13 protein-coding genes are annotated in these 14,073 nt (G+C 46.1%); 9 read left to right on the top strand and 4 right to left on the bottom strand.

The genetic code is table 11. The features are described from left to right. Positions 1-22: 22 nt before the first annotated feature. A complete protein-coding gene (locus ACXAH6_RS14565) occupies positions 23-1,552 on the bottom strand; it encodes a fumarate hydratase (RefSeq protein WP_474877952.1) in 1,530 nt (509 codons plus the stop codon). 204 nt (positions 1,553-1,756) lie between these two features. On the opposite strand from ACXAH6_RS14565, the gene pabB reads away from it, so the two are divergent. From pabB to ACXAH6_RS14550, 3 genes are all read left to right on the top strand, one after another. After that, a complete protein-coding gene (pabB, locus tag ACXAH6_RS14560; protein WP_474877950.1) occupies positions 1,757-3,148 on the top strand; it encodes an aminodeoxychorismate synthase component I in 1,392 nt (463 codons plus the stop codon). A 3-nt stretch (positions 3,149-3,151) separates the two neighbouring features. Beyond that, positions 3,152-3,724 carry a CoA pyrophosphatase gene (locus tag ACXAH6_RS14555; protein ID WP_474877949.1) on the top strand — a complete coding sequence of 191 codons (573 nt, stop codon included), beginning with the start codon at positions 3,152-3,154 and terminating at the stop codon, positions 3,722-3,724. Positions 3,725-3,861: 137 nt separating this feature from the next. Next, complete coding sequence (locus ACXAH6_RS14550) at positions 3,862-5,235, top strand: L-serine ammonia-lyase (RefSeq protein WP_474877947.1); 1,374 nt, start codon at positions 3,862-3,864, stop codon at positions 5,233-5,235. A 57-nt stretch (positions 5,236-5,292) separates the two neighbouring features. Here ACXAH6_RS14550 and cysB read toward each other — a convergent pair whose 3' ends face one another. After that, positions 5,293-6,267: an HTH-type transcriptional regulator CysB gene (gene cysB, locus ACXAH6_RS14545; protein WP_474877945.1), complete on the bottom strand. Its 975-nt coding sequence runs from the start codon at positions 6,265-6,267 to the stop codon at positions 5,293-5,295. Between the two features lie 182 nt (positions 6,268-6,449). Here cysB and ACXAH6_RS14540 point away from each other — a divergent pair, with 182 nt between their 5' ends. Then, entirely contained in the window at positions 6,450-7,154 is a 705-nt protein-coding gene (locus tag ACXAH6_RS14540) for a sensor histidine kinase (protein ID WP_474877944.1), read from the top strand. 81 nt (positions 7,155-7,235) lie between these two features. Continuing rightward, positions 7,236-7,997 (top strand): hypothetical protein, encoded by a 762-nt coding sequence (locus ACXAH6_RS14535; RefSeq protein WP_474877943.1) that lies wholly within the window; start codon positions 7,236-7,238, stop codon positions 7,995-7,997. Positions 7,998-8,066: 69 nt separating this feature from the next. Here ACXAH6_RS14535 and ACXAH6_RS14530 read toward each other — a convergent pair whose 3' ends face one another. Next, a complete protein-coding gene (locus ACXAH6_RS14530) occupies positions 8,067-8,978 on the bottom strand; it encodes a LysR family transcriptional regulator (RefSeq protein ID WP_474877941.1) in 912 nt (303 codons plus the stop codon). A 110-nt stretch (positions 8,979-9,088) separates the two neighbouring features. Between ACXAH6_RS14530 and ACXAH6_RS14525 the strand changes: the two genes are divergently transcribed. From ACXAH6_RS14525 to ACXAH6_RS14510, 4 genes are all read left to right on the top strand, one after another. Next, positions 9,089-9,787 (top strand): CoA transferase subunit A, encoded by a 699-nt coding sequence (locus ACXAH6_RS14525; protein ID WP_474877940.1) that lies wholly within the window; start codon positions 9,089-9,091, stop codon positions 9,785-9,787. An 11-nt stretch (positions 9,788-9,798) separates the two neighbouring features. Next, positions 9,799-10,458 (top strand): CoA transferase subunit B, encoded by a 660-nt coding sequence (locus tag ACXAH6_RS14520; protein ID WP_474877938.1) that lies wholly within the window; start codon positions 9,799-9,801, stop codon positions 10,456-10,458. A 113-nt stretch (positions 10,459-10,571) separates the two neighbouring features. Next, a complete protein-coding gene (locus tag ACXAH6_RS14515; protein WP_474877936.1) occupies positions 10,572-11,927 on the top strand; it encodes a DEAD/DEAH box helicase in 1,356 nt (451 codons plus the stop codon). A gap of 161 nt (positions 11,928-12,088) precedes the next feature. Then, positions 12,089-12,325: a hypothetical protein gene (locus ACXAH6_RS14510; protein ID WP_474877934.1), complete on the top strand. Its 237-nt coding sequence runs from the start codon at positions 12,089-12,091 to the stop codon at positions 12,323-12,325. An 89-nt stretch (positions 12,326-12,414) separates the two neighbouring features. Here ACXAH6_RS14510 and ACXAH6_RS14505 read toward each other — a convergent pair whose 3' ends face one another. Next, a complete protein-coding gene (locus ACXAH6_RS14505; protein ID WP_474877932.1) occupies positions 12,415-14,064 on the bottom strand; it encodes a SulP family inorganic anion transporter in 1,650 nt (549 codons plus the stop codon). Positions 14,065-14,073: the final 9 nt, after the last annotated feature.

Here is a 14,073-nt window from a genome sequence, read left to right as displayed (position 1 = left end):
GTCTAGCTTTTTAAATTGCAGATTAACTAGAAAGCTTTCCGTCCAGCTCTTCCAGTTTGGCTTTCCAAATCGCAGGGCCGGTTTTATGGGCGTTTGCCCCCGTGCTGTCTACGGCAACGGTTACTGGCATATCTTCCACTTCAAATTCGTAGATTGCTTCCATACCTAAGTCTTCAAACGCCACAACACGAGACTTTTTAATCGCTTTTGATACTAGGTAAGCTGCACCACCTACCGCCATCAAGTACACGGATTCGTGTTTAGCAATTGAGTCAACGGTAGCTGGGCCACGCTCGGCTTTACCGATCATGCCGGCAATGCCGGTTTTCTCTAGCATCATGTCAGTGAACTTATCCATACGCGTTGCCGTTGTCGGGCCAGCAGGGCCAACCACTTCGTCACCCACTGCATCAACAGGGCCAACGTAGTAAATAAAGCGGCCGTTTAGGTCGACGCCTTCTGGCAAGCCTTCGCCATTATCCAACATGGTTTGAATACGTTTGTGCGCGGCATCTCGGCCAGTCAGCATTTTGCCTGAAAGTAAGATAGTCTCGCCTACTTTCCACTCTTTAATGTCTTCTTTGGTCACTTCGTCCATGTTCACACGACGAGTGTTTTCGCTCACTTCCCAAGTCACTTCTGGCCAGTCTTCCAGCTTAGGCGCTTTCAGATCAGCAGGGCCACTTCCATCTAGGTAGAAATGGGCATGACGCGTAGCCGCACAGTTCGGGATCATAGCAACAGGCTTAGACGCTGCGTGGGTAGGTACCGATTTAATCTTGATATCCACCACGGTTGTCATACCGCCCAAACCTTGAGCGCCAATACCGAGCTTGTTCACGCGGTCGAAAATTTCCAAACGCAGCTTTTCTTCAGTGGTCTCTGCACCGCGCTCCATTAACTCTTGAATATCAACAGGGTCCATCAAGCTTTCTTTTGCTAGAACAGCTGCTTTTTCTGCCGTACCACCAATACCTATACCTAACATACCCGGCGGACACCAACCCGCGCCCATTGTTGGCAAGGTTTTGACTACCCATTCCACAATATCGTCGCTTGGGTTTAACATCACCATTTTAGATTTGTTTTCAGAGCCGCCGCCTTTCGCCGCGATCATCACTTCAATCTTTTCACCTGGCACCATATCGATATGCACCACAGCTGGGGTATTGTCTTTGGTGTTTTTACGCGCGCCAGCAGGGTCTTCAACAATAGAAGCCCGCAAAGGGTTGTCGGGGTTCATGTATGCACGGCGAGTGCCTTCGTTCACCATTTCCTGAACCGTCATATCGGTTTTGTCCCATGTCACGCCCATGCCGATTTTAACGAAACAGGTCACGATCCCTGTATCTTGGCATAATGGACGCTTACCCTCGGCAGACATGCGCGAGTTAATGAGAATTTGAGCCATGGCATCTTTTGCCGCTTGGCTTTCTTCTTTCAGATAGGCCTGTTCGACAGCTTTCACATAATCGAGTGGGTGATAGTAAGAAATAAACTGTAGGGAATCTTCAATACTATCGATAAAGTCTTGTTGACGGATAACGGTCATGGCGTCCTCTTTACGTAGCCTTATTGATATTCTATTTGAAAAAACACGTATACTACCTTATGAAGCGAATCCGCACCACGCCCAATATCGTGATACTTTGGTGGAACAGCGAGTTAAAGCAATTGATTTTAGTTAGATAATTGCAACCCCCGCCATTCTGTGCACAATACGCGCGGTAGCCATATCCAAAGAGACGAAATACCCATGTGCCAACGCCCCACTCGGCAGCTAACTATAACAAAACTAGCACTCCCTGAGACTACGTCAATTCAAGCCATATTTAGCCACTTTGCGCACCTTGATTACGCAATCTTGCTCGACAGTGCAGGAAGCCAGCAAAGTAACAGTCGTTTTGATTATATGTACTGGCAACCCGAGCACGTTGTTGTTGCCGACAATGGCCGTATAACGGTAGAAGACCATGTAAACCATACGTCAGCGGTTACGAGTGAGCCGCCTTTTCAAGCGGTAAATCACTGCGTGGAGCAACTCAAAGCGAGCCTTATTATCGAAAATGCGCTAACGCCACTATTGGCTATGTTACCCGGTGCGGTAGGCGCCGTTGGGCATGCCGGTTATGACCTTGGGCGATACTACGAATCACTTCCGTCACAAGCGGCGAACGAGGCCTCCACTCCCGACATGGTTATGGGTGTATACAGCCAGTCTTTAATATATGATAACCGCGACAAAGTGTTTTATTACGTCTCGACATCAGACAAAACACCGGTTGATTTCAGCGCCTTCATTCACACCGAGCCAAAGCCTTTTTCACTGACGTCTTCGTGGCAGTCAAATTTGTCAGAACAAGGGTATCATCAGGCCCTCGATAAGATTCACCATTATTTGGTAGAAGGCGATTGCTATCAGGTTAATATGGCGCAGCGCTTTTCGGCCCGTTATCACGGTGACGAATGGAGTGCATATGTTAAATTACGTGAGCAAAACCAAGCCCCATTTTCGGCCTTTATTCGTCTGCCGAACAGCGCCATATTGAGTATTTCACCTGAGCGCTTTTTATCTGTGAAAAATGGTAATGTTGAAACCAAACCGATTAAAGGCACCCGACCTAGAAGCGACGATAGCGACCAAGATCGCCTTAACGCAGAAGATTTATTATCAGCAGAAAAAGACCGTGCAGAAAACCTCATGATCGTCGATTTGCTGCGCAACGATTTAAGCAAGCATTGTGAACCCGGATCGGTAAAGGTACCGAATCTATTCGCTTTAGAAAGCTATGCAGCCGTACATCACATGGTGAGCACAGTGGTTGGCAAGCTGAAACCCAACGCCACAGCACTCGATCTGATGGCTGGTGCTTTTCCCGGCGGGTCGATTACTGGAGCACCGAAAGTACGTGCGATGGAAATCATCGATGAATTGGAACCCCACAGACGAAATATCTATTGCGGTAGCGTGTTGTATTTCGACATCAACGGCAATATGGACTCCAGTATTTGTATTCGTACCTTGTTAGCAGAAAATAATACCCTTTATTGTCACGCTGGTGGCGGGATTGTGTTAGATTCAAAAGCCAATGAAGAATATCAAGAAACCTTAGATAAGGTTGCGCGCATCCTACCTGTTCTGGAGTAATGATTGGATACATCCACCCTGCTTTCTCGTTTACATCGCCCGTTACAAGTGAACGCGCCACAGGATTTTCCGCTGCGAAAAAAAGCACGCTCTGCAGCAGTATTGATCCCCATCGTCGAGCGAGAAAGCGGGCTAACGGTATTATTAACTGAGCGAGCCAAACATTTACGCCATCATCCGGGGCAAATTGCGTTTCCTGGCGGAAAAATAGAAGACTTCGACGAATCAGCTGCCTCCGCAGCATTACGCGAAGCAGAGGAAGAAATAGGCTTAGCCCCTCACCACGTTGAAATTGTTGGTCAACTTAGCCACTACCGCACCATCACAGGCTTTTCGATACAACCTTTTATTGGCTTGGTAAAACCCGATTTTTCACTCACGATAGACAAAAGTGAAGTAGCAAGCGCGTTTGAAGTGCCCTTAATACATTTACTACATCCCAGCAATCAACTCACACACACGATGAAACGCGACAATACGTTCTACGATATCTATTTCATACCTTTTGAAGAACGTCTCATCTGGGGTGCAACAGCGGCGATACTTCACACCTTATCACTCCACCTCGCACCTTAATGGGTCAATAAAGCCTCGATTCAGCGAACGCCAGCACCAGATAACAATGGTTAATGCCACTCATTAACTTTTCTAATTTGTGCTTTGTCTATTATTAAAGACAATAATAGGTAGAAAATAATAATACAGGCATAGATATGATCAGCGTTTTTGATATGTTCAGCGTGGGCGTTGGCCCCTCAAGCTCCCACACGGTTGGCCCCATGCGTGCCGCCGCTGAATTTGTCGACACCCTAGCCCAGCGTGAATTACTCACTCAAGTTGCTTCTGTAAAAGTGGAGTTATTTGGCTCTCTCGGACAAACGGGAATTGGCCATGGTACGGGCAAAGCAGTCATTCTAGGCTTGTTGGGAGAACTGCCCGATTCGGTAGACGTTGACGCCATCGATGGGTGGTTAGAAGACATTCGCGTGTCAGAAACCCTACAATTAAACCACCAACACACGGTAAAATTTCCGGCCAAAGGCGCCATTGTTTTTCACCGTCGGCGAAGTTTACCGCGCCATGCTAACGCCTTAACACTCTTTGCCTATGACAATGCAGGCAATGTGGTTTTCAGCGATACCTATTATTCGATTGGCGGTGGCTTTATCATTCGTGATCAAGACTTTGATTGTGCAAAAGCAGAAGCGGTGGCCCTGCAACAACAAGTGCCCTTTGCGTTTAAAACAGCAGGTGAACTCGTCAACCTATGTCGTGAGAATGGGCTTACCATCAGTTCACTTATGCTTAAAAATGAAACCACCTTTCGGCCCAAAGCCGAAGTCAAGAAAGCTCTCTATGATATTTGGTTAGTAATGAAAGCCTGCGTTGATAGGGGCATTCAGACCGAAGGGATTTTGCCAGGAGGTTTAAAAGTAGTCCGACGGGCTCCAGGGCTCTATCGCCGCCTACAAACCGAAAAAAGCGGCGACCCTATGCAGTGCATGGATTGGGTTAACTTGTTCGCGTTAGCCGTGAATGAAGAAAACGCCGCCGGTGGCCGAGTGGTCACGGCCCCCACCAATGGCGCGGCGGGCATTATTCCCGCAGTTATGCACTACTTTGACCGTTTCGTTCGTCCGATGGATGAAGACACCGCAGCAAGATTCTTACTCACAGCTGGCGCCATCGGTATTCTGTACAAGGAGAATGCATCAATATCAGGCGCTGAAGTGGGTTGCCAAGGTGAAGTTGGCGTTGCCTGCTCGATGGCTGCCGGTGCTCTCACTGAAATATTAGGCGGCTCTGTCAGTTCAGTAGAAAACGCTGCGGAAATTGGTATGGAACACAATTTAGGATTAACGTGCGATCCTGTCGGAGGGCTTGTTCAGGTGCCTTGCATTGAACGCAATGCAATGGGGGCAATCAAAGCCATTAATGCATCGCGTTTAGCCTTGCGTGGTAGTGGTGAACACAAAGTTTCGTTAGACAAGGTGATCAAAACCATGCGTGATACCGGCAATGACATGAAGACTAAATACAAAGAAACCGCCCGAGGCGGTTTAGCGGTTAATATAATCGAGTGTTAATTAACAAGGTGACATTGAACTTGCCCTATCAGTTGGCAAGTTCAATCACAGGCCTGGTTATTTAACCGGTAACGTATGACCTTTAAACATCTTTTCTACTTCATCGTTGTTTTTCAGCATCATTGCCTTTTCCACTTTGTCGCGGGTTAGATGTGGCGCAAAGCGCTCGATAAAGTCGAACATGTAGCTACGTAGGAATGAACCTTTTCGGAAACCGATTTTGGTGGTGCTGTAGTCAAATAGATGGCTGGCATCAATTTTCACCAAATCATCGTCCAACTCTTCATTAACGGCCATTGATGCAATCACACCAATACCCACACCTAAGCGTACATAGGTTTTAATCACATCGGCATCGGTTGCGGTAAACACAATCTTAGGTGTCAGCCCCGCACGCTCAAACGCATGGTCGAGCTCGGAACGGCCGGTAAATCCAAACACATACGTCACCAATGGAAACTGAGCGATATCTTCGATTTCAATGGTCGATTTACTTGCCAACGGGTGGTCTTTGTTCACAATGACACTGCGGTTCCAGTGATAGCACGGCAGCATCACAAGGTCGTTATATAGATGCAGAGCCTCAGTGGCAATCGCAAAATCAGCCTCACCTTTCGCCGCTAAATCGCTAATTTGCGAAGGTGTACCCTGATGCATGTGTAATGACACCCGTGGGTATTTTTTCATGAAACCTTGAATGACATCAGGTAACGCGTAACGCGCTTGAGTATGAGTAGTCGCAATATTCAGCTTACCTTGGTCTGGCAAGGTATGCTCTCGTGCTACCGCCTTGATACTCTCAACTTTATTCAAAATTTCGCGTGAAATATTAATCACATCACGCCCCGCCTCGGTCACGTGCGTCAAGTGCTTGCCACTGCGACCGAAAATTTGCACACCCAATTCATCTTCGAGCATACGAACCTGTTTGCTGATACCGGGCTGAGAGGTATACAAGCTTTCAGCGGTCGCTGACACATTCAGATTATTATTCAACACTTCAACAATATAACGCAGTTGTTGTAATTTCATGTCTTGTCCATTTAATTTTCAGATGTGTCGCCAGTGCGCTTATAACCAAATTTATATACTTATTTGCTATTTATTTCTATAGCTCTGTGCTTATGTTATCAAAGCCGCCGCAAAAAATAAGGAAAAAAACCGTAATATAATAGATACTAACAGTTATTACTTAGTTACAAATGGAAGGTTACATGCCAGAACAACAGGCCCCTCGCCCGCTAAATATCGACTTTTCTTCGGTATTAGCCGCTGCGGTCCATGATATGAAAAACTCATTATGCCTGTTAATCCAATCTATAGAACAGATTGCCGAACAATTGCCTCCCGCCCAAACAGAGACCAAAGAACAAGTCGCCAATTTGCATTATGAAGCCGCTCGTCTCAATACCAGCTTGGTCCAAATACTGTCTTTATATCGGGCCCAGTTAGAAAGCTTGCCGATTACGGTAGACCAGTGCTTTATTGAAGATCTGTTTCTCGACATTGTCAGTTCAAATCATTTATACATTGAACAACGAAAAATAGACATTACCACTGAATGCGAGCCCGATCTTGCATGGTATGTTGATAACGACCTTATCTATTTGTTAATTAATGATGTTTTAGTAAACGCCCTTAGGTATGGGAATTCATGCATCCGTATGCATGCATATACCGAAGATAACAAGCTAGTCATTCAGGTAGAAGACGATGGCCCAGGCTACCCACCGCAAATGCTTGCGCAGAGTGACGCTGAGCTGTCTGAATTTACTATGAGTCAAGGTCGCACAGGATTAGGACTATTTTTTGCGCGATTGATCGCATCAGCCCACACGCGAGACGCTCAATGCGGCGAGATTTCATTATCTAATGGTGGTAGTCTAGGTGGGAGTGTTTTTAAGGTTATCATTCCTTAAATTCAGTCGATAAGAATACAAATAATTGAGTTATGCAAATTATATGCATGGAATATTAGCGAGTCTGCAGGAATTTAATCGATGACAATCATTATTATCGTCACGTTAGTTGTGGTATTGCTTGTGGTAGCCATTTTGGCAAACGCATACCAACAGCATCGCGCTCAAGTTGAAGCCGAAAAGCGTGCCGAATTAACAAAACAAAAAACAATTATCGATGAGACCGAAAACGTTATCATGGCATCTAGCCAAATGCCCGTTTCTCAACGTTTGCACCAAATATTACACGGCCGAGTGCTGTCAGCGCTCAAGTTGATTGCCGAGCTAAACCCACAAACCCCTGATATTCGACAACGTATTAAAGATGTCGAGCAACGCACCTCAAGCCTAAGCGGTAGCGCCGACACCCCCGCCGACTTTAGTCTTCCTGAAACCGACAAGCTTATTATTCAATATATTCAGGCTGTTAAAAAGCTACGAGCGCTACTCAGAGCAGAACATAGCAAGGGTAAAATTGATACTAAAACCTATATCGACGAAGACAAGCAATTAGAGCGTTTACAACTCAAAGTTAATGTTGAAACCCTTAACCGACGTGCGCGTGCAGCGATGCAATCAAATATGCTTGGCTCAGCTCGCCAATACCTAGAAAAGGCAATTGCTGCGTTGGAAAACCAGGTTAACCTTGATGACTTTGGTAAAACTCGATTGACCGAGATGAAGTCTCAACTGTCTGAAATTCAAGACAACCTGAAAAATGCCAACGCCAAAGATCGCGCGAAGAAGAAAGAAGAAGAGCGTGATGAACTGGACGAGTTGTTTGCTCCGAAGAAAAAATGGTAACCGTGTGCCGCTCAGCGCAGTATTGTACAGAGCGGCATATTTTTATGGCTTTACGCTAGCCAATTTCAGTTACTCTGGGCTTCGAGCCTTGCCTGTATGGCCGTAAGTACGCGTAATCTGCTGCCATAGCGCATTAGCCGCCACCGACATACTGCCTCGAGAGGCTTTTATCATTCCTACACGTTTCACTAACGGGTTTTCGGTTATCGGCCGACACACAAGCCCTTTACTTTCCATCTGAGTACGACACAACTCAGGTACCACAGAAACGCCTAAGCCTTGTGCAATGAGTTGCCCTACTGAACCATACTGTCCTGTTTCAGCAATAATACTCAATGCCCCTTTCGAACTTGCCACTTGCTCGGTCCATTTCCTCACACTAGAACCGCGGTTCATGGCAATAAATGGGTATTTTAATAAGCTTTCCCACCGAGTTTCTGGCTCGTTCGCGGCGGGATGATCTTTAGGCATTACAGCAACAAAATGATCCGAAAACATCGGGTGAAATACCAAGCCATCCATTAACTCAGGTTCAAAAATAAACCCAATTTCTGCGCGCCCACCCAGCACGCTGTCAATCACTTCCTCCATCACAATGTCTTGAATACGAATACGGATGTTAGCGTGAAACTGATGATAAGTTTGTAATAACGACGGCAATATTGACTCTGCAAACGAAGGCATAGAGGCCAGAGTCAGCCGGCCTTGTTGCACCGCAAATAAATTTTGCATCTCCTCGAAGGTGTCATCCCAGTCGTTCACAAGGCGCTTGGCCGTAGGCAGTAAAATCTCGCCTTCTGGCGTTAATTGCACGCGGCGAGTTGTGCGGCTAAATAACCGACCGCCGAGCTGTGTTTCCATCTTTTTGATTGCACTTGATAATGCTGGTTGCGTTAGATGTAATTTTTCAGCTGCTTCGGCAAAAGTGGCTGATTGCGCCACCTGTATAAAGGCCTGCATATTTCGGTAGGAAATACTCATTGCTATTCTTAAATTCAATTTATTAATAATGTTATAAAATCAATTTTACAAAACTTCAACTGTCGCTGATACTTTTTCTGTCGCTTATTTTATCTACAGGAGAGACGTGGATGTCAGGTTTCGATAAGGTCGTCACCAGTTACACAGAGGCCATGCAAGGGCTAACAGATGATATGACCGTGATTGCAGGCGGTTTTGGTCTGTGCGGTATCCCAGAGGGGCTAATTGCTGAAATTAAAAATGCTGGCGTGAAAGGTTTAACTGTCGTGTCAAACAACTGTGGCGTAGACGGTTTTGGCCTTGGTATTTTGCTAGAAGACAAACAGATTAAGAAGATGATTTCGTCTTATGTTGGTGAAAACGCCCTGTTTGAACAACAACTTTTAAACGGCGAACTAGAAGTTGAACTTACCCCTCAAGGTACATTAGCTGAAAAAATGCGTGCTGGCGGCGCGGGTATTCCAGCATTTTACACGGCAACAGGCTACGGCACTCCTGTAGGCGAAGGAAAAGAAGTTAAAACCTTTGACGGCCGCCCCTACATATTAGAAGAAGCAATTACTGGTGATTTTGCCATTGTAAAAGCGTGGAAAGCCGACCGCTACGGTAACTGTGTTTACCGTCACACAGCACAGAACTTTAACCCTATGGCGGCAACAGCAGGCAAAATTACCGTTGTCGAAGTAGAAGAAATTGTCGAGCCTGGCGAACTCGACCCCGCGCATATCCATACGCCCGGCATATACGTTGACCGAGTGATTAAAGGTACGTTTGAAAAACGCATTGAACGCCGTGTATTGGCTAAGTAGGGAGAAGAAAAATGGCTTTAACTCGTGAACAGATTGCAATGCGCGTGGCGCAGGAGTTTCAAGACGGTAGCTATGTGAATTTAGGAATTGGTATTCCGACATTGGCTGCTAATTACGTACCAGATGGTATTGAAGTGATGCTGCAATCAGAAAATGGCTTATTGGGTATGGGCCCTTACCCAACTGACGAACAAGTCGATGCGGATATGATCAATGCCGGTAAAGAAACCGTGACTGCCGCAACCGGAGCTTCTATTTTCAGCTCGGCCGAGAGCTTTGCCATGATCCGTGGTGGTCATGTTGACTTTACCGTGCTGGGGGCTTTTGAAGTTGACGTAAATGGTAATATTGCGTCATGGATGATCCCAGGAAAATTAATAAAGGGCATGGGCGGTGCGATGGATTTAGTCGCAGGCGCTAAAAATATAATCGTCACCATGACCCATGCAGACAAACACGGTAACTCTAAATTACTCCAGTCTTGTAATCTCCCTCTGACTGGAGTGAACTGCATCACACGTATTATTACCGACTTAGCGGTTCTAGAAGTGGCCAATGGCGCATTTCATTTACGTGAACGCGCGCCGGGTGTCGGTGTAGATGAAATACAAGCAAAAACAGCCGGTGAATTGGTCGTCGAAGGCGACATACCAGAAATGCAGTTCGCCTAATTTAGTGATAATTTGCCAAAATAGCACACAGTGGGCCCTTCACTGTGTGCTTTGCCTTTACTCTGCTGGTGATTCAAGGATAATAGGCCCGTTTTCAATAAAGAGGCCTATTTGTGCAAGTATCTGATCTACCCGTTAATCATAAAATCGTTTCTCGCCTGACGGACAAAGGCATCACTGAATTAACGGATGTGCAACGCGAAACCATTCTTCCCGCTTTACTCGGCAAAGATATTATCGCGTCATCAAAAACTGGATCAGGCAAAACTTTCGCATTTTTGGTGCCTGCGGTCGAACGCTTACTCACTAACAAGGCATTGAGTAAGCAAGATCCTCGAGCGCTAATACTCGCGCCTACTCGAGAGCTAGCTAAACAAGTATTTTTAGAAACCAAATCTTTGATACAAGGCCTTGGTTTACAATGTCAGCTTATTGTTGGCGGCGAAAATTATAATGACCAAGTGAAAGCTCTGCGCCGCAACCCTGATATTTTAATTGGAACCGCTGGGCGAATTGCCGACCATTTAAGTGATCGCTCTTTCTTTTTGAACGGCCTAGAACTACTGATTTTCGATGAAGCCGACCGTATGTTTGACCTTGGTTTTGCTTCACAGCTGTCTCACATCAACGAAGCAGCAGACCATCGCAAGCGTCAAACTATGTTGTTTTCAGCAACACTGGACAATATTGAACTCAACCACATGTGCAATAAGCTGTTGCGTGCTCCTGTGCGCGTGGCAATAGGCTCATCAGCCGAACAACACGTGGATATTAGCCAGTCGTTGTATTTTGCTGATTCAGTGGAACACAAAGATACATTGCTTAAAGCGTGTTTGGCGGCAACCGAATACAACCAAGCAGTAGTATTTACCGCAACGCGAGAAGACACCCAGCGTATTGCTGATGCATTGAATGAAGCTAATTTGGACGCTGTAGCATTACGCGGCGACTTCTTACAGAATAAACGCGCTCAAATTATGAGTGAGTTTAGTCGCGGCCAACAAAGTATCTTGGTTACTACCGATGTGGCATCGCGTGGCCTCGACCTGCGCAAAGTGGGCTTAGTTGTCAATTACGATATGCCAAAACACGCCGAGGAATACATTCATCGCATTGGACGAACAGGCCGAGCGGGTGACAAAGGGGTTGCCATTAGTTTTGTGAGTAAACGTGACTGGCGTAGTTTTACAGCCGTAAACAATCATGTTGCCTATTCATTGAATTGTGAGCAGCACCCAGACCACCCTGCTAATTTTAGTGGTTTTGAAGCTGCAAAACCTAAAACCGGCCAACAGCGCACTAAAAACAACCTTGATGACCAAGCTGCAAATAAAAATGTCGCTGATAAACCGGTAAAACGCATCAACACAATGACAGGTAAAGATGTAGGTATGCGCCCGGTGAAAAAGAAAAGACGTCCAGTTGAAGATATCGACGACATAGATAATGACGGTAATGACGACTTGTAATATTACGTCGAGTTAACTATTGTTTTAATCACAGGCGAAGATTATCCTTCGCCTGTTCTACACAGTTATAGGATACGGATAACCTGCAATTAACTGTACAGAGGAAACAGGCTTACCTCTGTTTTTTAATCCCGTCAACAAACAAAGATAAGGACTTCTGAATGACTATGTTGAATTTTGGCGAAATCATCCTCGCAGGCTTTGCGTTCTGGATTGGTTTTTCCACCTTAATAATCGCACTACTTGCCCGAAGAAAAAGCCCCACTCCCTTGTACACCGCCTGTATTGGTTTTTTCCTCTCTTTTATCCCGGTATTTAGTTTGTTGTACATGACGATCCTAGTATTGAAAAACGATTCGACAGACTCCGCAGCCCCGCTAACTCGCGAAGTGCAATAACACTCTTCGCTTCGCTATTTCTCTATCAATACACATAAAAAAGCCCTGTCAATTAACAGGGCTTTCAAGCGATACCATTGGTGAGCTAGTTAGCTTTGTTGCGCCAAATTACCACCAACGGCCGGATCAGACTTTCCCGCTTCGGCACCTTCTATTTGCCTTACTGCATAATCCAGTGCTTCAAGTAAAGTGTTATAAACGGTGACATCACCTTGTAAGGCGTTAATGCCTTCAAGTACAGTTTGAATGTTTTCGTTCGCACCACAAATAACCAACTCTCTACCTGCCGCAATTGCATCAGAAGTGACGGTTTCAACCGCCATTGCCGCAGATACGTCAACAACCGGTACACGGGTAAAGTCGAGGATCAACACTTGCGTGCCTTTCGCTACTTTTTCACGTACATGGTGCCCCACATCCGCCGCCGCACCAAAGCTTAACGGGCCGCCAAAGCTAAAGATGTTTATTTTGCCTTTACCGCGTTTCAACAGTGCATTTTCTTCTGGGTCATTTAGAGTTTCAGGAATGCGCTTAAGTTCTTCAATTTGCAAGCTTGCAACCTGACGAACATACGCAAGCGCCGCTAACACAACACCCACACCAACCGCAGTGATCAAATCGACAAATACAGTACAGCCGAGTACTAAAATCATTAACGCGAAGTCCCAACGAGGACCATTGTGTGCACGCTTCAAATAGGCCCAGTCGATAATATCTAACCCAACTTTAACTAGGATACCAGCCAGTACTGCATGAGGAATAGCCGACGCCAGCGGGCTTAAACCAAGGACCACAGCAAGCAACACTAATGAATGAACCATTCCTGAAATGCGGTCTTTACCACCACTTCGAATATTCACTACGGTTCTCATGGTAGCGCCTGCACCAGCGATACCGCCAATAAGGCCCGCTACGGTATTACCAATACCCTGCCCGACTAATTCTTTATTGCTGTCGTGACGTGTACGGGTCATGTTGTCGGCTACCAATGACGTTAACAGACTGTCTATCGCGCCGAGTACCGCCAAGATAAAGGCCGCTTCTAATATCAACAGGGCTTTGCTCTGTTCAAATACAGGTAAATGTAAGCTTGGCAGCCCTGTAGGGATTTCACCCAAAACAGGCACATTACTCAAACCTAAACTCACTAAGGTACCAATAATCAGCGCTGCCAGTGCGCCTGGCACAAATTTACCCAACGCCGGTGGCCATTTGTATGCAATTACTAAGGTACCCAAACCCAAGGCTAAGGTAACAAAGTCGATATCGGCTAACGCTGTAGGTAGGTAAGTCAGTGCGCCCATGGTACCACCAGGAGGCTCATGACCTAATAAACGACCTACCTGTAATATGATGATAATGGCACCAATGCCTGACATAAAGCCCGAGATAACTGGGTACGGCACTAAGCGTATATACTGACCTACCCCCAAAAAGCCAAAGACTATTTGAAAAATACCGGCCAACATCACGGCGGTGAAAATTAATGACGCATCGCCAGACAAACTGGCAAACAATCCAGCAAGAACAACAACCATAGGGCCAGTTGGCCCTGATATTTGTGACGGTGTACCGCCGAATAGCGCGGCAAAAAATCCTACTGCGATCGCACCGTATAGGCCAGCCATTGGCCCTAAACCTGATGCAACACCCAAAGCTAAGGCGAGTGGTAATGCAACAATACCCGCCGTCAATCCGCCGGTAAGGTCGCCTCTAAGATTCGATAAATTGAGTTTCATTCTTTCCCC

This window comes from Alteromonas sp. ABE4_545 (assembly GCF_056161325.1).
The sequence above is the reverse complement of the archived record's forward strand: the minus strand, read 5'-3'. Positions and strand labels throughout refer to the sequence as shown.

Excerpts from the sequence above, each read along its gene's own strand:
- ACXAH6_RS14565 (WP_474877952.1), bottom strand. The coding sequence starts at position 1,552 with ATGACCGTTATCCGTCAACAAGACTTTATCGATAGTATTGAAGATTCC.
- pabB (WP_474877950.1), top strand. The coding sequence starts at position 1,757 with ATGTGCCAACGCCCCACTCGGCAGCTAACTATAACAAAACTAGCACTC.
- ACXAH6_RS14550 (WP_474877947.1), top strand. The coding sequence starts at position 3,862 with ATGATCAGCGTTTTTGATATGTTCAGCGTGGGCGTTGGCCCCTCAAGC.
- cysB (WP_474877945.1), bottom strand. The coding sequence starts at position 6,267 with ATGAAATTACAACAACTGCGTTATATTGTTGAAGTGTTGAATAATAAT.
- ACXAH6_RS14540 (WP_474877944.1), top strand. The coding sequence starts at position 6,450 with ATGCCAGAACAACAGGCCCCTCGCCCGCTAAATATCGACTTTTCTTCG.
- ACXAH6_RS14535 (WP_474877943.1), top strand. The coding sequence starts at position 7,236 with ATGACAATCATTATTATCGTCACGTTAGTTGTGGTATTGCTTGTGGTA.
- ACXAH6_RS14530 (WP_474877941.1), bottom strand. The coding sequence starts at position 8,978 with ATGAGTATTTCCTACCGAAATATGCAGGCCTTTATACAGGTGGCGCAA.
- ACXAH6_RS14525 (WP_474877940.1), top strand. The coding sequence starts at position 9,089 with ATGTCAGGTTTCGATAAGGTCGTCACCAGTTACACAGAGGCCATGCAA.
- ACXAH6_RS14520 (WP_474877938.1), top strand. The coding sequence starts at position 9,799 with ATGGCTTTAACTCGTGAACAGATTGCAATGCGCGTGGCGCAGGAGTTT.
- ACXAH6_RS14510 (WP_474877934.1), top strand. The coding sequence starts at position 12,089 with ATGACTATGTTGAATTTTGGCGAAATCATCCTCGCAGGCTTTGCGTTC.
- ACXAH6_RS14505 (WP_474877932.1), bottom strand. The coding sequence starts at position 14,064 with ATGAAACTCAATTTATCGAATCTTAGAGGCGACCTTACCGGCGGATTG.